Below are 19,840 nucleotides of genomic sequence, written 5' to 3'. Positions count from 1 at the left end.
CCCCCCTTAAAAAGGGCAGGGCTGTTTCATTCCCCAAAGAGCTTTAAAAATCAAGGGTTCTAGCAATTAAAAATTAGTTATTTTGTTACCAGCGTGCCCAGAAAATGAACTATTTTACTGATATTTCAATGTTTAAATGTTCATCTCATCGTCACCCTTACTTACAATTTTCTCGCTAACCATCTTGACAAATCCTGTTTGAAATGGAATGAAACAGCCCTGCTTAAAAAGGGGGGATCTAAGACTTTGAAAACACACACTAGGTGCAAGATATGAAAAACTTACCGATACAGAGGACTAATGATACTAAACGTCGCATCTTTGCGGAATAGATCGCTACCATCTGCGGGTTCTACCCACAACTCAAAATTCTTGTGCCGTATGTAGTGTCCAGGAAAGTTCAGGGATTCAAATGACCAACTAGAAGCATCATTACCAAAGAGCCGAGTCTTAATGCAAAATGTAGCATCTTCCCTAAAAAGCCGCTGATTGATTCTCCTTGCCAACTTCAGCTGGAAATTTTCGTGTCTCAAGAAGTGACCTGGAAAGTTTACGGATTCAAATGAAGTACAGTTGCTATTTGCCAATCCTGAAACAAGTCTGTAGGTTGCGTCTTTCCTTCCCAGGTCATCACTGATTGGCTCTAAGTAGCCTAAGAAATTTCTGTGGCGAATATAGCGATCGCCAAAGTTATACGACCTAAAGGACACCACTTCACCGTTGCTTTGGGAATAAACTGACGAAGATGATGTCAGCAATATCCCACAGACTGACAAACCTAAAGTTGAAATACTCAAGAATTTTTTTAGCCAGTTAAATTTCATAGTTCCTCCTATTTTCTATTTAGGTAATACCAAAAAATAAATTATTCCAAATTGGCGGTTAGTTGGCTCGAATAATTTTCCACATGACATTCGGTTGATCGACGCACTCCCATAGGGTGATTCTACCGCCATTGTCCATAATGCCTCCGTGTTGGTGCAAGCATGAGCCGATCGCAGACTGAATCTTTACATACGATCCATCAACACGAACTTCACGCCACTTTTGAGAAGATGATCCTGTACAAGTCGATTGGATGATATCAGTACCATTTGCTGACAGTCCATTTTTTATGGTCAGGCAGAGGTCGCTATGTTTAAAACGGAGAACAAAATAACCATTGTCTGTCCATCCCCGCGTTAATTGAACGTTTGGTTGATTGATGCACTCCCATTGTGTGACAAGTCCTCCGATGTTTCTAATTCCCCCATGCTGGTGTACACACTTGCCGCTATGCTTCGCTTGTATGTAGTAGCGTTGCTCCGTAAGGCTTGCAGAGACCATTGGTCCTAGTGTTGCACCTAATGTCCCAATCACAAACAAACTTACTATGCCACGTTTCATAATATGAATACCTCTGCTCATCACTAACTAAGATTATGTTCTTTCATTTAATCACTGTCTATACCTAAAAAATCAGTGATGAAATAGCTAATATTTAACTGAACTGTTTGGCTTATTGCTGACTCCTTAAAAGCTGAATAGGAATTTCAATTTGAAATTCAGTTCCCTCACCTAATGCAGAAATACAACTGAGTTTTCCTTGGTGCTTTTCAACAACAATCTGATAACTGATTGATAATCCTAAACCAGTTCCTTGACCAACAGGTTTAGTAGTGAAAAAGGGATTAAATATCTGTTCCTGAACCTCTGGCTTCATACCAAGACCATTATCTTTGATACTAATTAAAACCCTCTTGCTAAAGGTTTATCCCCAATACTAGCTACTTTACGCAAAGCATTACTATCTGAAAGTACTTGCCAAATTCTACTGTATTTGACATCGAGTATTTGAGTTACTAAAGCAACTGTATTTTGGAACAAATCCAATAATTCCAGTCCTGAAAGTGCTTTTTGTCCTAGTGCATTCACTGCGGCTTGATAGCTAAAATTCATCGATGAATTATCAAAGTTATGCCAGTTATTATTTGACTGAGTTGTTTTGCTTGATGCCTGTAAATTGAAGTTCATAAACTAAATATTATTTGTTCTGCGTATCTAATAGTTCCCTAAAAAATTTGAAACTTCAACCCACTCGTTAAAACTTTAACCATAATGGAATATTTATAAATCAAAGATAAAGTAGATTAAGCGCATCTAAATTGTTATTGACAAAAATATTACTTAATGTGTTGACTAAATAATCAGATTTATCGCTTGGTTTATTTTCTAAGGGCTAAAGCGATGCTTACGCTAAATTTATAGCGCTTCTCGTTTGTATGCAATACACTTTGACCTGTCTCCAAACCTCTCTCCTAAAAGGAGAGAGGCTTTGAATCTTACTCCCCTTACCTTGTAGGGAAGGGGCTGTTCTTGTTAGGTCTGTATTGCACTCAACCGAGAAGCGCTATATTTATGGGGATTATCTTTTTACCTGCTGGGACTCTCAAAAAGCATCATTTCTCCCTAAAAAGCTGTGGTGCGCTTCGGCTTTCAGCTTCAGCGCACCACAGCTTTCAAGATATCCTTGAAAAATTAATTTAGGCTGGAACGACTTGAGCAATCAATGAGCGTTTGTCAAGTGTGTGAACTTTACCTACTTCGCTCAGAGCAATTACAACCCGCTCTAGCATTTCTCCAGCCTGTTCACGATATTGATTTTCGCGGCCTCGTAAACGAATAACAAACTTCACTGAATCGCCTTTACTCAACCAACCAATCGCTTGCTCGATGCGTAAATTGTAATCAGCTGCTCCCACGTTGGGACGCAACCGAACTTCTTTTACCGTTGGTCTAGCACTCTGTGTCTGACGCTTTTTCTTTTGATACTGAAACTTGCCATAGTTGAGGATCTTCGCTACTGGAGCTTCTTTGCCTTCGGAGACTACAACTAAGTCAAGTTCTACGCTCTGCGCTAGCTGTAGAGCCTCACGTGTGTCAATCAAACCACGATTGTTATTTTCATGGTCGATCAGGAACACTTGAGGTGACTTGATTTGCGAGTTAATTTGTTGCTTTTGGATTGCGATAATGTTTTTCTCTCTATTGTTCAAATACTTCTGCTTTGCAAGCAATTAAATTCTAACACAAGCTTGATGTGATACCAATCTGCTTTCTAAATTGTAACTTTCACTTTGGGGGAGTAGGGAGTAGGGAGTAGAAATTACGCTTTTGAATGCGAATTGGTATGAAGACATCACAAGCTATTCCAAACCTTTCAGAGGACTGCATTTAGACTCCCCAAAATGCCCCAGGCGCTTCCGTAATCATTCTAATTAATGTGAGTTCTACAGATTCCAAAGAATCCCGCTTCCATTCCTCTCCCCGTTGGCGTTAGTCTGCCGTTATACCATTTCACTAAAACCCTGATACATATAGATTTCGCGTAGGGGCACGGCAATGCCGTGCCCCTACCAACGTATTTGTATCATAATTAAAGTGAAACGGTATAACGGCAAGCGGGGAGAGGCTGAAAAACCCTAATTTTTCGTGCCCAACTCAGGATACTAAAGCCCCTCTCCGTCTCGGAGAGGGGTTGGGGAGAGGTTCATCGAACTCATGTTAATTAGACTTTACAGCTATCCATTGCGTCACAGGTGCCATTCCTCGCCAGCCCAAAAATTTACCAATAGGTTCCGCCCGCTGGATGGCAATACGAGTCAAATCACCACCGACTCGTTCACGCCATTGAAATAAAGTTTGCTCGCCCTCTACCGTCACCACATTTGCCACCAAACGTCCACCCAGCCGCAGCGCTTCCCAGCAAACATCAAAAAGTCCTGTTGCTGTTACCCCACCACCAATAAAAATGGCATCTGGTGTAGGCAAGTCTTTGAGGGCATGGGGCGCTTTACCTTCAATAATTTGCAGATTTGGAGTACCGAGAGTGGCGGCATTATCGGCAATATATAGTAGTCTAGATGAATTTTGCTCGATCGCCATTGCCCGGCACCGAGGATGACTCCGCATCCATTCAATAGAAATTGAACCGCAACCCGCGCCCACATCCCACAATAATTCTCCTGGTGTCGGTGCCAAAGCTGCTAAGGTGATTGCCCTAACTTCACGCTTCGTTAACTGTCCATCGTGGTGGTAGGCGTTATCTGGTAATCCTGGTAATCTTGGTAAAGGGATAACCCCAGCATCGGCAATACAATCAACTGCGATCGCATTCAACACTGCAACTTCAGTTTCACTCCAAGATGCGGCGGTACCTCCCACAATTCTTTCATGAATGCCCCCCATACGCTCCAAGACAATGACTTTACTGCTACCATAGCCGCGATTTGTCAAAATTTCAGCAACAATGGCGGGTGTGTCCTTTCCTTCACTCAAAACCAACAGCTTAGCTCCCGGATAAATGTAAGATTGGAGCAGGGAGGATGGACGACCATTCAAACTCAAGGTTTCCACTTCAGTTAAAGACCATCCCACCCTGGCACAGGCGAGGCTGAAGGTTGAAGGTGCGGGGATAATTGTCATTTCCGAAATGGGAATTCGCCGCCCTAAGGTGACACCAATGCCATAACACATGGGATCGCCGCTGGCAAGTACGCACATTGACTCACCCCGCCGCTTGATGATTTCTTCTACAGAAATGCTGATAGGAGATGCCCAGACTATTTTCTCACGTTGGTCATCTGAAGGCAGCATTGCTAAATGGCGATCGCCTCCTACAATTACTTTAGCTTGAGCGATTAGGGAAAGAGCGATCGCACTTAACCCCTCTAACCCATCTTCTCCAATACCGACGATAGAAAGCCATTTCTCTGTCATGCTAATTTGTGTCCTGTTGGGCATTGGGCACTTGTACTGTCCTTCGACTACGCTCAGGAACCGCGAAGTCGAAGTATTGGCCATTGAGCATTGGAAGTGTGGCAAGGATGGGAAGTTTTTTTATAATCTCCCCACACTCACTCATCTCCCCATGCCCAATCCCCAGTCCCTTTTACACCAGCGCTGCTGTTGATTTCAAAGCGAAAATCTTTTCAATTACATCTTCTACTACCTTATCTGGGGTGGAAGCACCAGAAGTAATTCCCACAACAATTTCTCCATCTGGTAGCCAGTTTTCTGTAATGATTAATTGTCCATTTAATTGCCGATGTTCAATCGAATTTGCTGATTGAATACGTTCAACAATATCAATGTGATAAGAAGGAATTCTTCTCTCAAAAGCAATTTGTTGCAATTGAGTAGTATTTGAGGAATTAAACCCACCAATTACTACCATTAAATCTAATTTATCTTCCACCAACTCCAACATTGCATCTTGCCGTTCTTGGGTGGCGTCACAAATAGTGTTGAAGCTTTGGAAATGCTGATTTAATTCGGTAGGACCATACTTTTGCAACATAGTACGCTCAAAAAGCTTGCCGATTTGCTCGGTTTCACCTTTAAGCATGGTAGTTTGGTTAGCAATACCGACTCTTTCTAAATCGCGATCGGGATCAAATCCTGGGGAAGAAGCTTTGGCAAATTTTTTCAGAAATTCTTCACGGTTTCCACCGTTCATAATATAGTTAGCAACATATTCCGCTTCTGACAAATTCAACACAATTAAATACTTGCCAGCAAAGGAACTCGTTGCAACTGTTTCTTCGTGCTTATATTTACCGTGAATAATTGAAGTATAATCAACTTTTTTGTGCTTTTCTACTGTATTCCAAACTTTAGATACCCAAGGGCAAGTTGTATCAACAATTTTGCAGCCTTTTTCGTGAAGTATCTGCATTTCTTGAACGCTAGCCCCAAAAGCAGGTAATATGACTACATCACCAATATCAACAACAGAAAAGTCTTTTTGATTTGCTTCCACCGGGATAAATTTTACTTCCATCTCCTGCATCCGCTGATTAACAGAAGGGTTGTGAATAATCTCGTTAGTAATCCAGATGCGTTCTGTGGGGAAGTGTTGACGGGTTTCATAGGCCATAGCCACAGCACGTTCTACACCCCAGCAAAAGCCAAAGGCTTGCGCTAGTCGAATGGTGACATTACCTCGTTGCAGGGTGTAATTGCGATCGCGAATTTCCTGAATCAAGTTACTTTGATACTCAGATTGCAACTGGCTGGTAACTTCTGCTTGATGACCAAACCCCTTACGATTGTAATTTTCCGAATGTTGGAGCGTGCGCTTAAAAGCTTTTGTATCCATTAGACTTGTCTACTTAAACCACTATTTTTTATTCTCTCGCGCCAAGACGCGATTTATACAGACTTGTGTTCAAACATATTACTTCTTATCGTTTTCCCTCGCCGAAACACGTTGAGGTTGGGGTTTTAATTCAATGTCGCTATAAATCTGCAATGCAGAACGCCAAACTATATAGCCTTCACGACTTAAGTGTAAGCCATCAGTAGTAAATTCGCGCCGAAGATCGCCTTGGGTATTGGTAAACAGGGGATATAAATCGAGAAATTTCACACCTTTTTTCGCACATATGCTTTGCAGTTGCTCATTCAATCGGCGAATGCGACTATTGGCAATAGCCAGAAGTTTATCTCGTCCTTTCCAAGTTGCTTCCTCTCCACTATGCGGCAAAATCGATTGGACAACAATTTGGGCTGTGGGATGTGTGTTTTGCAGGTAACTCATAATTTGCTGGTGATTATCTAAAATAACCTTGTCGTTCGTCCCGCGAATTAGGTCGTTAATCCCAATCATGACAAAAATCACTTCTGGCTGGGTGCGGTCAAATATATTCAATCTTTTCAAAAGTCCCTTGCTGGTTTCGCCAGAAATTCCTTGATTGAGCCAATTTTTACCTTCGGGTAATAACTCAGTAGGAAACCACAAACTCAGAGAATCTCCAGCCAGTATAGTTAAGCGCACAGGACGCCGATCAGCGGCTACCTTAGCTTCTTGTTTGAGGATATCTACCCATTGTTGGTAAGTTAGTTGGTGACGGCGACCTAAATCAGGTGTAACAACTGGGTCTGAGTTGTTCAGGTTGATTTGATCTGGGGATGTTACTATTCCAAAAAAATCGGTCAATTTCTGCTGTTGCCAAATTAGCAGAATGACCGCCAACAATAGTACGCCGTTGGTTAACAGCGAGAAAAATGCCCAGATAGGAAATGTTTTTACAGAAGTAGACACGACTAGCGAAATTTACCAATTATTTGAATCAAATTTTAACGCTAGCAGTCAAAAATCACACTCGATGAAAATAGGGAATGGGGAGTGGGGAGTGGGGAGTGGGGGATGAGGGGGATGAGGGAGAATAATAACTCCTTACTCCCTACTCCCTACTCCCTACTCCCTACTCCCTACTCCCTACTCATTACTGAATGGGGCGATCGCCACCAAACTCAGAATTATAACCTTCTTCGCCGTGTTCGTTGATATCCAAACCTTGCAATTCTGCTTCCTCTTTGACTCGCAGCCCGACTGTAGCATCGATAATTTTGAGAATAATCCAGGTACCAGCAGCTGCGATTACATAGGCGATCGCAATTGCTACTAGTTCAACTCCCAATTCAGCAAAATTACCACGCAGTACACCGTCTTTACCTGCTGAGTTGACTTGGGTGGTAGCAAAGATTGCTGTTAAAATCGCCCCCACAGTACCACCAACGCCATGTACAGGATAGGTATCTAAAGCATCGTCAACTAACAGCTTGTGTTTGAAACTAATAGCATAGAAGCAAACAAAGGCGGTGATAAAACCAATAAAAATCGCTGATAGCGGTGTCACAAATCCCGCAGCAGGTGTGATGCCCACCAAACCAGCAACGGCTCCTGTAGCAGCTCCTACTGCGGTTGGTTTACCTCGTAAAGTTGCTTCCAAAATTAGCCACATTAAAGCCGCCGCTGCCGCCGCTGTGTTAGTGGCAACAAAGGCTGATGTTGCCACATTTGTGACTAAGTTACCCGAAGTTCCGCTAGCAGCGGATAGTGCACTTCCAGCATTGAACCCGAACCAGCCAAACCACAGTAAGCCAGCACCCAGCAAAATGAAAGGAACGTTGTGGGGGGGGCTAAGGCGGTCAGGATGTGTTTTCCGAGGTCCAAGGACGATCGCTGCTACTAAAGCTGAAACCCCAGAACTAATGTGAACTACTGTACCGCCTGCAAAGTCCAGGGCACCCAAACCACCAGCCAAACCTAAGAATCCACCTTTCGCCCAGACCATGTGGGCGAGGGGAGTGTAAACAAAGGTTGACCACAGGAGGACAAATAGGCAATAGGCGCGGAAACTCATCCGTTCGGCGATCGCCCCAGAAATTAAGGCTGGGGTGATAATGGCAAACATGGCTTGGTAAATCATGAATGCCTGGTGGGGTATCGTCCCTGCATAAGAAACAACTTCCGCAGGGTTTGAACCTTTGAGATAATCGGTTGTCTCTAAACCGACACCATTCAACCCCAACCACTGTAATCCACCGATGAACGGTAAACCTGGCGCAAAGGAAAGACTATAACCCCACAGAATCCAGGTAACTCCCACGATCGCCATTAACACAAAGCTCATCATCAATGTATTTAGGATATTGCGCGATCGTACAAATCCACCATAAAAGAATGCCAATCCTGGTGTCATTAGCAGCACGAGTGCTGCCGAAATCAGCATAAATGCTGTATCTCCAGTATCAGCAGGAGGCGGACTGGCGGCTGGTGTTTGGGCAAAAGCATTGCCCGTCAGTCCTCCCAAAATTACCATGCTGATAGCCCCGATCGTGACAACTTTCTTCAACACTTCTTTTTAGCACCAACAAATTTGTATTACATTAATATATTTTCAGTACTGTTTGATACTTTTTTTTGTCTTGGAAGCTACCTTAATTTTATTTTTTTGAAATGTTAACAAAACTATCATAATTGATATGAGTTTCTGAGAGTTTAATCGTAATTTCAATAATTTGTAACTATGAGGACTTTTTTACAGTGTTCTCCGAGAATTTGCACAAATATAGAATGATTATATTTTTTCCATTTTACGCATAAGTGCGTACATAACCGTATAGTTGCTTGTGAGTGCGTAGTCACCACAAAAAGCTTGGCAATTGTGCCTGGGGTTATTGTCTTTTGAAAATAAATCATCATAAAATTTATGGGTCAGCAGTAGTTTAGTAATCTTACTTAAGCCCTGGGTGCAAACATGATAATTAATACACTTATTAAAGCTAAAGCAGATCCAATTACGTCGTAGCGGTCTGGAATTACCCCGTCTACCTTCCAACCCCAAAGCATTGCCATTGCGATAAACACGCCGCCATAAGCCGCATAGACTCTGCCAAAATTTGCTGGTTGAAGAGTTGCAATAACTCCATAGACAGCTAAAGCAATTCCACCTAACATCCCCCACCAAAATGGCTTAGCTTCACGCAACCACAACCACACCAAGTAACCACCCGTGATTTCAAATAAACCAGCCCACAAAAAATACAACAGCGACTTAATCATTTGACCAATTTTTGACTAAGGTTGAACTCAGTAAAATTACGCTAACGCTTTTAACTCAACTATTGTCATTAATTAAAGTAAGTTTATTGAGCGAATTGGGGATTGGGGATTGGGGATTGGGGATTGGGGATTGGGTATTGGGTATTGAGAAAATGTTCCTAAATATTTATTTCCTAGTCTCAAGTTCCTATTCCCCAGTCCCCAGTCCCCAGTCCCTAATCCCCAGTCCCCATTCCCCCGTAGATAAGGCTTAAGGATGAAAGCACCATTACCTGATAACGAAGCACAGAGAATTGAGACACTTTTGCAGTATAAAATCCTCGATACGCCACCTGAAGGCGCCTTTGACGATCTCACCCGTTTAGCCTCGTATATTTGTCAGACTCCCATTGCCTTAATTAGCTTAATTGATACAAATCGCCAGTGGTTCAAAGCCAAGGTGGGTTTGGATGTCTCCCAAACACATCGAGACCAGGCGTTCTGTGCCCATGCTATTCTACAACCTGATATTCTTATTGTGCCTGATGCTACAAAAGACGAACGGTTCGCCGCAAATCCACTGGTCACTTCTAACCCAAATATCCGGTTTTATGCTGGTGTACCTCTAACTAATGCTGAGGGATACGCACTAGGAACTCTTTGCGTCATTGACTACGTAGCACGGGAACTTAATCCAGATCAGATAGAAGCATTACAAACTCTGGCTCGTCAAGTTATCAAACAACTGGAATTGCGTCGCAATTTAGCAAGTTTAGTGCTTGTGACTAATAAAGGTAAACAATCAAAGAAAGTCCGCAAGCAATTTTTCAAAAGAATTGCCACAGGCTTTGCTTTGGCGTCGGCAATTTTAGTTGTGATTGGTGCTGTTTCTTATCAAAATACAAGAGTATCTATTAATAATAGTAGTGTAATAAAAAACATTAATAAAAAAATCAACAGCTTAGAAAAACTACTGTCGCAGACAAAGGATGCTGAAACTGGACAACGTGGTTACATCCTCACTGGAAAAGAAACTTATTTCAAAGCATATCAAGCAGCACTGACTAACGTCGATCAAGAAATTACAAAACTGAAGAATTTAACCGTAGATCAACCAAACGAACAAAAGCAGATCGCAAAGCTTGAATCTTTAATTGGAACTAAACTTACTCAACTAAAACAGACTATCAACTTGCGCCAGAATCAGGGATTACAGGCGGCCTTGCAGGGACTAGTGACAAATGATGGTCAAAATCTCATGAATGATATCCATACAGCGATTCATGAGATAGAGAACCAGGAAAAAGGGCGGCGTCAGAAACTGTCACAAGCAACAAAAGCTTGGACTCGCAAAACAACTGTGACAATTGCGATCGCCATTTGCCTAAGTTTTTTCGTTCTTGCTGTAGTCTACTACTTGATATACCGTGAGGTTTGCGAGCGCAAAAGAACAGAAGAAACCTTAGACCAAGAACGGAACTTTATCTCAGCAGTCCTTGATACAGCCAGCGCCTTGGTAATAGTTACCGACTCCCAAGGGCAAATCGTTCGTTTCAATCAAGCTTGTGAGCAAACAACAGGTTATTCCTTCGACGAGGTAAGAGGTAGGTATTTCTGGAATTTGTTTTTACTTCCTCAAGAAGTGGAGTCAGTCAAAGCAGTTTTCGAGCAATTGCGAACTGCTAAGAGTTTCCACGAACACGAAAACTATTGGCTAATGAAAGATGGGACTCAACGACTAATTGCTTGGTCGAATACCATCTTAAAAAACTATGACGGTTCAGTAGAATATGTTGTCGGCACAGGGATTGATATCACTGAGCGCAAACGAACCCAACAACATCTGACTGCACAATACGCAGCAACCCGCGTTTTAGCAGATTCCACCACAATCGACGAAGCTATGCCCCAAATTCTCCAAGGAATCTGTGAAAGTTTAGGATGGGATTTGGGCGAAATCTGGATGGTCGATCGGGAAGCAAATGTGCTGCGTTTTTTCGATATCTGGCACAAACCATCCCTTGAGGTACAAGAGTTTGCAGCCGTGAAACGAGAAACGACTTTTGCCCCAGGAATTGGACTACCGGGCCGTGTTTGGGCTAGTTGTGAACCTGTTTGGATTGCTGATGTCGTTAAAGATCTGAATTTTCCTAGCTTCCAAATCGCCGCTCAAGTAGGACTACACGCTGCTTTCGGTTTTCCCCTCCGCACTGGTAACAAAATCCTCGGCGTCATTACCTGCTTTAACCGTGAAATCCAGCAACCTAACGAAGACTTGGTAAAAACGATGAATTTTATTGGTGAGCAAGTGGGGCAATTTATCCAGCGTAAACAGGCTGAAGAAGAATTACAACGCCAAAACTTGCGATCGCAATTATTTACCGAAATCACCCTGAAAATTCGCCAGTCTTTGCAAATCGAAGAAATTCTGGAAATCACTGTCAATGAGGTGCAAAAAATTCTCCAAACCGACCGAGTATTAATTTATCAGCTATTGCCAGATGAGTCTAAAACCACTGTTATCGAAGCGGTAGTTTCTGGCTTACCAGCAATTAAAGAACAAAACACCGTCGCCCCCTACTTTCAAGCCGAATACCTACAACAATACTATTTACAGCAATATCGTCAAGGACGGATTTTGGGACTAGCTAATTTGGATTTGCTGGAAGTCGAACAAACTCATCTGCAATTAATGCAACAGTTTGGGGTAAAAGTCAATTTAGTTGTACCCATTCTCGTCAAAGAAGAACTCCGTGGTTTGCTCATAGTTCATCAGTGTGCCCATTCCCACCAATGGTCTAGCTTTGAAACTCATCTTTTGCGCCAAATCGCCGACCAAGTAGGTATAGCCTTAGCCCAAGCCCAACTATTAGAAGCAGAAACTCGTCAACGACAAGAACTTGAAATTGCCCGTTACCAAGCTGAATTAGCTTCTCAAACCAAAAGCGCCTTTTTGGCAAATATGAGTCATGAAATTCGTACTCCCATGAATGCTGTATTGGGAATGACTAGTTTAGCCTTAGATACTTCCTTAGACCCAGAACAGCGAGATTTTATTGAAACGATTCGCATCAGTGGAGAAGCTTTATTAACTTTAATTAACGAAATTTTAGATCTGTCCAAACTTGAGGCTGGAGAGATGGCTCTGGAAACACTAGACTTTAACCTATCTACCTGTGTTGAAGAAGTTTTAGAATTATTGGCTCCCTCAGCCCACAATAAGGGATTAGAAATTGCAGCGCTGATTGATCCTAATGTCCCCATTCACATCCAAGGAGATGTTGGTAGGCTGCGGCAAATTCTCATGAACTTAATTAGCAACGCTATCAAGTTTACCAGTGCTGGCGAAGTGGTAGTTGAAGTACAATTGCGTTCCCTTTCCTCCACTACAGTCAGCATCTACTTTGCCATCACAGACACGGGTCTTGGTATTAGTCCTGAAGACCAACCTAAACTGTTTATGGCATTTACCCAAGTCGATGCTTCTACCACTCGCAAGTATGGTGGTACTGGTTTGGGATTAGCCATCTGTAAACAACTGGTAAGTTTGATGGGAGGAGTAATTGGGGTGGAAAGTCAGATGGGGAGAGGATCTAAGTTTTGGTTTGAAGTGCCTTTCGCCAAGCAAATTGAGCCTGTTTTGAAGTCATGCCCACTTTTAATCAATCGCCGCATCTTAGTAGTAGATGATAACTCTACTAATTGCAAAATGATCCACTATCAAGCTACTGCTTGGGGAATGCAGGTAGATCGAGCCAACACTGCTGCCGCTGCACTCAAAGCTATTCAGAAAGCTTGTGAGCAAAGAAATCCCTATGATGCCGTCTTAATTGATATGCAAATGCCGGAAATAGATGGTATCAAGCTAGGAGAAAAAATTAAAGCCAATTCTGCAATTGCCGAGACACCTTTAATTATTCTCGCCTTAACTAATCAACGGAATCAAGTACAGGAAGCTCTGAAAATCGGATTTGCTGCTTATTTAATCAAACCTGTTAAGACATCCCGACTTGTGGATACAATGACAACTATTCTACAAACTCAGCCGGAACCAGAACAAGGGGCTACTGAAGAAGTCCAAAGTAGAAAAAGTTCAGGTATAAGCCCTAACTCCTCTACTGAATCAAAGTTAAGAATTTTGCTAGCTGAAGATAATTTGGTAAATCAGAAAGTCACCCTGAAACAACTCCAAACTTTAGGCTATAAAGCTGATGTCGTTGCTAATGGAAAAGAAGTTTTACAGATATTAGAAAAAATTCCTTATGATTTGATTTTAATGGATTGCCACATGCCAATTCTCGACGGTTTAGAAACTACAAAACAAATTCATCGGTGGCAAGAGAGTGCTTTTGCTAGTCATCGTCGGCCTGTGGTAATTGCTATGACAGCTAATGCCATGAAAGAAGACAAACAAAAGTGTCTAAATGCCGGAATGGATGATTATCTCAGTAAGCCAGTGTTGAAAGAAAAATTGGCGGCTATCCTAGAGCATTGGGCAGATATCATCCTTTCACAACAGGTAGTAGCTGAAGGTGAGCAGACAGTTTCTACCACCAATAACGATGGAGCTGACTCAACAATCAATTGGGAACACCTGCATCAGGTATCGGATAATGACACACAATTTGAATTAAATCTCTTACAAATCTTTATTCAAGATATTCAACCCCGTTTAGAAATTATTAAAAGTGCGATCGCACTTTATGATTTTGGGCAAATTGTCCGAGAAGCTCATTACCTTAAAGGTGCTAGTGCTAACATTGGAGCCACAGCTATGTACTTAGCAGTTGATAAACTAGAACAACAAGCTCTCCAGCAGGAGCATAAAGGTACGACTAAGTTAATTTCAGAAGTAGAAGAATTTGTCAACCGCATTCAAGAATTTTTACAAGGTAAAAGTTAAAATAATTCGTAATTCGTAATTCGTAATTCGTAATTACGTTTTTTAACGGGGATTTAACTCCGACACAAAACGTTCTGCCTGTAGAGGCAGGGGAATTAAACTGAACATACTTTGTTAAAAGAGAATTCAGAATGCAGTCAGTATTACTTTTAGCTTTCGGGTAAGCTTTGCATTGCTGACAGCAAATCTTGATGAACCGATTTTGACGCAGCTACGATCAATCCAGGCAGGCTATAGTTTTTACAAGTATGCAGGGGCGGTAAAATAGAACCATCCAGAGTAGTGACAAGATAGCCAGCTTCTTTTGCCAAAAAAGCCAGGGCGCCACCATCAATAAATTTGCCCGCTCTGATTACTGCTCCACTCAAATCACCACTCAGAATACCATTGAGATTGGGAATTTGAATATCACTAGAATAGTCATTGGCAATATCAATTACTTGATAGCGGTCTTTTATTAAAGGTGCGATCGCATTCATTCCCCATCCCAACAATACAGCAGGTTTGGGTGATGTAATTTCCAAGGGAATGCAGGCTTCTAAATTCATTGCCAGCGTTCCTTTAAAAGCACCTTCGCCTCGAAAAGCATAAAAATAAACATTTTGAGCAGGAGAAATCGCCAGTACTGCCTCAAAATCATCCGCATTTAAAATAGTCAGAATAATTTGGTAATTAGAATGTCCATCCATGTAAAACTTCGTGCCATCAATTGGGTCGAGTGTGACTAAATAATCACCTGACAAACCAAGTTCAGTACTACGAAAATACTTAGTGTTTCTAGAACTTTCATACTCTTCCCCATAAAAGCGGATCTCTGGGAAAGTACCCAGCAGTACTACTTCCACCAGATTTTGAATTGCCAAATCCGCATCAGTAAGTGCAGCCGCAAAAAAATTTTTTCCTTCTTCTTTAGCGGGAAGTGCAGCAATTTTTGGTTGTAGAAAACTGGCATAGGCTGCTGCTACTTTCAGATGGGGAAGTAAAGTCTCTAAAATTAATCGAGTAGTCGGTGTTGTGGACATTGCAGCAACTCCTTTTATACATCATCTCCCATTCACAGGGCGATATGATTCCATATTCAGACAAAATTACGGTATCATGAACTACTATTTTTTAGCTATGGCTACGCCCGCCATTTGCAAAGCGTTTCGTAGATCGGTTAAGGTTTTTTGATGAAAATTCTAGATCGCAAAGACGCAATAAATCGTTGTCTGGCGATTTATTGCGTCTTTTGCCTTAACTCGTGGACTTTGCGCTTGAGTCACTGTAACTCTGTGACTACTTTTTTGAAACTTGTTCTTCCTCAACAAATTCTGGTAATTCATTGGGGGCACCGCAGGCAGAAATATTGCCTGTAAAATTTACATCCGCCATCAGTTCTGGATGTTCCTGCTGACGCTGGGTGATTTGTTCGCGGGTGAGAATCTTCGATTCATCAAAACCAAGCTCGATTTCGGTGTGTAAACCCTTGTACTTAACTCGCTTGAGGTTGTAAAAACGTTTGTTGAGAGTAGTTTTCACAAAAGCCTTCAAGCAACCTAAAAGATATTTGCGTTTAAAGGGATCTTTTACAAACCAGTACTCAATGGTTTTGCGGAGGTAAAAACGGGCATAGTTTCGCAGTACTCCTTTGAGTACATCCTCCCGTTCCATTGCGTCTGGTTTCATAATTGGCGTCACAAAGTTATATTGGGAATAATCCCGAACTTCTACGCGATCGCCTAAATCTTCAAATAACTCGGAAAATGGCCAAGGTGTAAACATATTCCAGTTGGCCATGTCTGTTTTCCAATCCAAAGCCATCTGATAGGTTTGCTCAATTGTCTCTGGGGTTTCGTTCTCCAAACCCATAATAAATTGAGCCTCAGCAACCATGCCATTTTTCTTTAACAGCTGAATCGCCCGCTTGTTTTCTTCGATAGTCGTTTCTTTGCGGAACAAATTCAACTTTAGCTGTGCTGCTGCTTCTGTACCCAAGGAAACATGAACCAGTCCGGCTTTGCGGTAAAGAGGTAATTCTTGCTCATCCCGCAAGATATCTGTCACCCGTGTATTGATTCCCCAGTAAACACCCAGATTGCGTTCGATCAATTCGTTACATAGCGCAATAAATTTGGGTTTGTTGATGGTTGGTTCCTCGTCGGCAAGAATGAAAAAACCAACTTTGTGTTTTTTCACCAAGATTTCAATTTGATCGACGAATTTCTTGGGACTACCAGAACGGTATTTGCGCCAGAATTTCCACTGAGAACAAAAACGGCAGGTGAAGGGACATCCTCTAGCATAGTTGGGAACTGCCACCCGCACGTTGAGAGGAGTATAGATATATTTCTTCCAATCTAATAGATCCCAATCTGGGGTAAGGGTATCTAAATCAGCAATGGGGGGATGGGCTGGTGTAGCGATGACTTGCCCATCTTCGAGGAAAGCAATTCCTAAAATATTCCGGCGATCGCTCTCTAAAGTACCATTAGCGATCGCATTCATCAAATTAACTGTAATCTCTTCCCCTTCTCCGCGAATAATATAATCTACCCAAGGAGCTTCATTCAGAACTTCATTATACATATAGGTAGGATGAACCCCACCCATAATTGTCTTGGCTTGGGGGCAAACTTCTTTAACTATCTTTAGGGTTTTTTGAGATTGGTAAATCATCGGTGTGATTGCTGTTGCCAACACCACATCCGGCTGATGTTTGGCGATCATCTTCGCTAAAACATCATCCGAAATATAATCCGTCATGGCATCAATAAAGCAAATATCGCTAAAGCCAGCTGTCTTCAGTGCCCCGCCAACATAGGGAACCCAACTTGGTGGCCAATTCCCAGCAATTTCTGCACCACCAGAATGGTAATTGGGTTGAATCATCAGAATCCGCATAATCTACCTCCTAATTCTTACCAGAGGACTCAACAATTGAAAATATCCAGCTTGCAACAGCTTCGCTTCTACAAAATTCCAAAGCGAGAAAGATTTATGAATAAATAAATGTTTGCTAATTGATGTCAAATGAAATAAATATGCAAAAACTTACCAATTAAATTGCTGGTAAAAATTTATCATTTTGCAATTTTTGACTTTTAGGGAATTAAGCTCATTTCATAACTATAAAGCTATTTATTTTTCTGGGTCAATAAGCTTTCTCAAAATTTAATGTTTAGACGCTAACAAAGCTAATTGCCCTAGTACAAATGCCCAATGTTAGTAAGAGTGTGCTGTTTAATGCCCAATCCGTATTGTCTTATCAGCTTCTGTGTAAACTAGCTACTTTTGGAGAAAAGCTCCAAGCTATACTTAGAATTGAAACCTGAAAGCCAATTTATGCAGGCATAGTACAATGGTTCAAAAAATTGCTCATAAAGCTGATATAGATCCTACCTTTAATATAGGAAATAGATGGAACATCGATGAATTATTGGTTAATGATGCAGTTGACTTTATTGAGCAAGTTGTTGAAAGTATTCATCAAATCTTGTAGCTAATTATTTACGTAAAAAACGTTAAGATAATGAGTCGATGATTTTAGAACAGGCGAAACTCTGATGCTGACATTTACCCAACTCAAGCCACCCAATTACAATACAGCAGTAACTTTGACTCTGGCGCTAACAGCAGAAGAACGTACCCGCAGTCGTCATCGCTTTGAAACCGAAGATGGGAAGGTTGTATTTTTGCATTTACCCAGAGGAACTGTCTTACACGATGGCGATATTCTCCAAGAAGAAAGCGATCGCAGTTTAATTAGAATAACTGCAAAACCAGAACTAGTAATGACTGCCTTTGCTGAAACACCACTTTTATTACTTAGAGCAGCATATCATTTAGGAAATCGCCATGTACCTGTAGAAATTACCCCGACTTATTTACGCTTGTCTTCAGATTCAGTTTTACGCACAATGTTGGAACAACTGGGATTAGAAGTTAAAGAAGAAATTTTACCGTTTCAGCCAGAATTAGGAGCTTATGGACAACACCATCACGCTCACTGATAGCCATTTTTTGAATATTTTACAGTTGGCTAGCCCTGCTTTGCCTGTGGGAGCATATAGCTATTCTGAAGGCTTGGAAACATTGGTAGAAAATGGTACGATCGCTAACCACACACATCTCAAACATTGGCTAGAAGCCCAATTAACTTACGGGGCAATTCGGCTAGAGGCAGCGGTAATGGCGCGAGCTGAGAAATCTGCAAAAATCGGTGATGTCGAGTCTTTATGCTCTTGGAACCTCTGGTTATCCGCTGCTAGGGAAACAGAAGAATTACGCGCCTCTAGTTGGCAAATGGGGCGATCGCTGATCCAATTACTTGGTAAACTAGAACCGGAGATTCTACCCATAACCAATAGTGTAGGTAATCCATGCAATTATGCGATCGCTTTTGGCATCGCCCTTGCCTATTGGCAAATTAACATCCAAGCCGGACTATTAGCATATCTGCACAGTTGGGCAAGTAATTTGATTACAGCCGGCGTCAAACTTATCCCCTTGGGACAAACAGCAGGACAGCAATTATTACTAGATTTGCAACCATTAATTAGTACTATGGCATTGGAAATACTAGCGTTGGAAGACGAACAACTCAGCTGTTGGAGTTGGGGTTTATCCCTAGCGAGTATGCAGCACCAAACCCAGTATACAAGGTTATTTAGGAGTTAGGGAGCAGAAGAATTTTAGATTTTAAATTTTGGATTTTCGATTGAACAATTTAAAATCTAAAATCTAGAATCTAAAATCTAAAATCCAAAATGGTATGACTATATGAACGCATTTAGAGTAGGTGTTGCTGGCCCCGTTGGTTCGGGGAAGACAGCTTTGGTGGATGCTTTGTGCAAGACGTTGCGCGAAAAGTATCAAATTGCAGTGGTGACAAATGATATTTATACTCAAGAAGATGCTCAATTTTTAGTACGTTCTCAAGCTTTAGCAAGCGATCGCATTTTGGGTGTAGAGACTGGAGGTTGTCCTCATACTGCCATCCGTGAAGATGCTTCTATGAATTTAGCAGCAATTGAACAACTAGAGGAACGTTTTACTGATTTGGATTTAGTATTTTTAGAAAGTGGCGGTGATAATTTGGCTGCTACCTTTAGTCCAGAATTGGTAGATTTAACAATTTACGTCATCGATGTTGCCGCTGGTGATAAAATTCCCCGCAAGGGTGGCCCCGGCATTACTAAATCTGATTTATTGGTGATTAACAAAACTGACCTTGCACCTTATGTCGGTGCAGATTTAAGTGTCATGGAACGAGATGCTAAAAAAATGCGCGGCGATAAACCTTTTATTTTTACTAATTTGAAAACTCAGTCAGGACTTGCAGATGTCATTAACTTTGTCTGCACAAATATATGTTAGAGGGCATGGCAAATTAGGAATAGGTTCGGTTTAGTTCCTCAACTCAACAATTAACTTTTACAGCTATTTTCAGGTAAATATACCAGGTTGTAGGGTAGCACAGCTGTGCTACCCTACCGAGGATTGTGGTTCAAATAGATGAAAAACGCTCTAACTAATAAACATATGGTGAAAATAAATGTAGAGACGTAGCACTGCTACGTCTCTAC

At 41.7% G+C, this 19,840-nt stretch carries 16 protein-coding genes and 1 pseudogene; 5 read left to right on the top strand and 12 right to left on the bottom strand.

Annotation, left to right across the window (positions count from 1 at the left end):
* Positions 1–281: 281 nt before the first annotated feature.
* From IQ276_RS08780 to IQ276_RS08735, 10 genes and pseudogenes are all read right to left on the bottom strand, one after another.
* On the bottom strand, positions 282–824 hold the full coding sequence (locus IQ276_RS08780) for an AbfB domain-containing protein (protein ID WP_193914224.1): 543 nt from the start codon (positions 822–824) through the stop codon (positions 282–284).
* A gap of 58 nt (positions 825–882) precedes the next feature.
* Entirely contained in the window at positions 883–1,326 is a 444-nt protein-coding gene (locus IQ276_RS08775; protein WP_235115536.1) for an RICIN domain-containing protein, read from the bottom strand.
* A 172-nt stretch (positions 1,327–1,498) separates the two neighbouring features.
* Positions 1,499–1,735: pseudogene (locus tag IQ276_RS08770) on the bottom strand (sensor histidine kinase); the annotation flags it as partial.
* Positions 1,729–2,013: a hypothetical protein gene (locus tag IQ276_RS08765; protein ID WP_193914229.1), complete on the bottom strand. Its 285-nt coding sequence runs from the start codon at positions 2,011–2,013 to the stop codon at positions 1,729–1,731. The gene IQ276_RS08765 and the pseudogene IQ276_RS08770, both read right to left, overlap by 7 nt.
* Before the next feature lie 509 nt (positions 2,014–2,522).
* On the bottom strand, positions 2,523–3,035 hold the full coding sequence (gene infC, locus IQ276_RS08760) for a translation initiation factor IF-3 (protein ID WP_190880289.1): 513 nt from the start codon (positions 3,033–3,035) through the stop codon (positions 2,523–2,525).
* A gap of 508 nt (positions 3,036–3,543) precedes the next feature.
* Complete coding sequence (cbiE, locus tag IQ276_RS08755; protein ID WP_193914235.1) at positions 3,544–4,758, bottom strand: precorrin-6y C5,15-methyltransferase (decarboxylating) subunit CbiE; 1,215 nt, start codon at positions 4,756–4,758, stop codon at positions 3,544–3,546.
* A 172-nt stretch (positions 4,759–4,930) separates the two neighbouring features.
* Positions 4,931–6,139, bottom strand: a complete 1,209-nt coding sequence (locus tag IQ276_RS08750; RefSeq protein ID WP_193914231.1) for a 4-hydroxy-3-methylbut-2-enyl diphosphate reductase — start codon at positions 6,137–6,139, stop codon at positions 4,931–4,933.
* Between the two features lie 78 nt (positions 6,140–6,217).
* Positions 6,218–7,084, bottom strand: a complete 867-nt coding sequence (locus IQ276_RS08745; RefSeq protein ID WP_193914233.1) for an SGNH/GDSL hydrolase family protein — start codon at positions 7,082–7,084, stop codon at positions 6,218–6,220.
* 184 nt (positions 7,085–7,268) lie between these two features.
* A complete protein-coding gene (locus tag IQ276_RS08740) occupies positions 7,269–8,648 on the bottom strand; it encodes an ammonium transporter (protein ID WP_303821407.1) in 1,380 nt (459 codons plus the stop codon).
* 419 nt (positions 8,649–9,067) lie between these two features.
* Positions 9,068–9,391 (bottom strand): YnfA family protein, encoded by a 324-nt coding sequence (locus IQ276_RS08735; RefSeq protein WP_235115535.1) that lies wholly within the window; start codon positions 9,389–9,391, stop codon positions 9,068–9,070.
* A gap of 256 nt (positions 9,392–9,647) precedes the next feature.
* Here IQ276_RS08735 and IQ276_RS08730 point away from each other — a divergent pair, with 256 nt between their 5' ends.
* The gene (locus tag IQ276_RS08730; protein ID WP_235115534.1) at positions 9,648–14,273 is read left to right on the top strand and encodes a GAF domain-containing protein; all 4,626 of its coding nucleotides are present in this window, start codon (positions 9,648–9,650) and stop codon (positions 14,271–14,273) included.
* A gap of 149 nt (positions 14,274–14,422) precedes the next feature.
* On the opposite strand, the gene IQ276_RS08725 is transcribed toward IQ276_RS08730, so the two are convergent.
* On the bottom strand, positions 14,423–15,295 hold the full coding sequence (locus tag IQ276_RS08725; protein WP_193916084.1) for an inositol monophosphatase family protein: 873 nt from the start codon (positions 15,293–15,295) through the stop codon (positions 14,423–14,425).
* A gap of 256 nt (positions 15,296–15,551) precedes the next feature.
* On the bottom strand, positions 15,552–17,156 hold the full coding sequence (bchE, locus tag IQ276_RS08720; RefSeq protein WP_193916091.1) for a magnesium-protoporphyrin IX monomethyl ester anaerobic oxidative cyclase: 1,605 nt from the start codon (positions 17,154–17,156) through the stop codon (positions 15,552–15,554).
* 457 nt (positions 17,157–17,613) lie between these two features.
* Between bchE and IQ276_RS08715 the strand changes: the two genes are divergently transcribed.
* From IQ276_RS08715 to ureG, 4 genes are all read left to right on the top strand, one after another.
* The gene (locus IQ276_RS08715) at positions 17,614–17,754 is read left to right on the top strand and encodes a hypothetical protein (protein WP_193916112.1); all 141 of its coding nucleotides are present in this window, start codon (positions 17,614–17,616) and stop codon (positions 17,752–17,754) included.
* Between the two features lie 64 nt (positions 17,755–17,818).
* On the top strand, positions 17,819–18,265 hold the full coding sequence (gene ureE / locus IQ276_RS08710) for an urease accessory protein UreE (protein ID WP_193916093.1): 447 nt from the start codon (positions 17,819–17,821) through the stop codon (positions 18,263–18,265).
* Positions 18,240–18,932: an urease accessory protein UreF gene (locus IQ276_RS08705; protein ID WP_193916095.1), complete on the top strand. Its 693-nt coding sequence runs from the start codon at positions 18,240–18,242 to the stop codon at positions 18,930–18,932. The genes ureE and IQ276_RS08705 overlap by 26 nt, the downstream gene beginning before the upstream one ends.
* Before the next feature lie 102 nt (positions 18,933–19,034).
* Positions 19,035–19,631, top strand: coding sequence for an urease accessory protein UreG (gene ureG, locus IQ276_RS08700; protein ID WP_193916098.1), 597 nt, complete (start codon positions 19,035–19,037; stop codon positions 19,629–19,631).
* The last annotated feature ends 209 nt before the right edge of the window (positions 19,632–19,840 follow it).

The sequence above is a fragment of the Desmonostoc muscorum LEGE 12446 genome, from assembly GCF_015207005.2.
In the GTDB taxonomy this organism is placed as follows: Bacteria; Cyanobacteriota; Cyanobacteriia; order Cyanobacteriales; family Nostocaceae; genus Nostoc; species Nostoc muscorum.
Note: the sequence above shows the minus strand (reverse complement) of the source record. Positions and strands in the feature narration are given on the sequence as shown.

Excerpts from the sequence above, each read along its gene's own strand:
- ureE (WP_193916093.1), top strand. The coding sequence starts at position 17,819 with ATGCTGACATTTACCCAACTCAAGCCACCCAATTACAATACAGCAGTA.
- ureG (WP_193916098.1), top strand. The coding sequence starts at position 19,035 with ATGAACGCATTTAGAGTAGGTGTTGCTGGCCCCGTTGGTTCGGGGAAG.
- cbiE (WP_193914235.1), bottom strand. The coding sequence starts at position 4,758 with ATGACAGAGAAATGGCTTTCTATCGTCGGTATTGGAGAAGATGGGTTA.
- IQ276_RS08775 (WP_235115536.1), bottom strand. The coding sequence starts at position 1,326 with ATGGTCTCTGCAAGCCTTACGGAGCAACGCTACTACATACAAGCGAAG.
- IQ276_RS08750 (WP_193914231.1), bottom strand. The coding sequence starts at position 6,139 with ATGGATACAAAAGCTTTTAAGCGCACGCTCCAACATTCGGAAAATTAC.
- IQ276_RS08780 (WP_193914224.1), bottom strand. The coding sequence starts at position 824 with ATGAAATTTAACTGGCTAAAAAAATTCTTGAGTATTTCAACTTTAGGT.
- IQ276_RS08730 (WP_235115534.1), top strand. The coding sequence starts at position 9,648 with ATGAAAGCACCATTACCTGATAACGAAGCACAGAGAATTGAGACACTT.
- IQ276_RS08740 (WP_303821407.1), bottom strand. The coding sequence starts at position 8,648 with ATGGTAATTTTGGGAGGACTGACGGGCAATGCTTTTGCCCAAACACCA.
- bchE (WP_193916091.1), bottom strand. The coding sequence starts at position 17,156 with ATGCGGATTCTGATGATTCAACCCAATTACCATTCTGGTGGTGCAGAA.
- IQ276_RS08715 (WP_193916112.1), top strand. The coding sequence starts at position 17,614 with ATGGTTCAAAAAATTGCTCATAAAGCTGATATAGATCCTACCTTTAAT.
- IQ276_RS08725 (WP_193916084.1), bottom strand. The coding sequence starts at position 15,295 with ATGTCCACAACACCGACTACTCGATTAATTTTAGAGACTTTACTTCCC.
- IQ276_RS08705 (WP_193916095.1), top strand. The coding sequence starts at position 18,240 with ATGGACAACACCATCACGCTCACTGATAGCCATTTTTTGAATATTTTA.
- IQ276_RS08735 (WP_235115535.1), bottom strand. The coding sequence starts at position 9,391 with ATGATTAAGTCGCTGTTGTATTTTTTGTGGGCTGGTTTATTTGAAATC.
- IQ276_RS08765 (WP_193914229.1), bottom strand. The coding sequence starts at position 2,013 with ATGAACTTCAATTTACAGGCATCAAGCAAAACAACTCAGTCAAATAAT.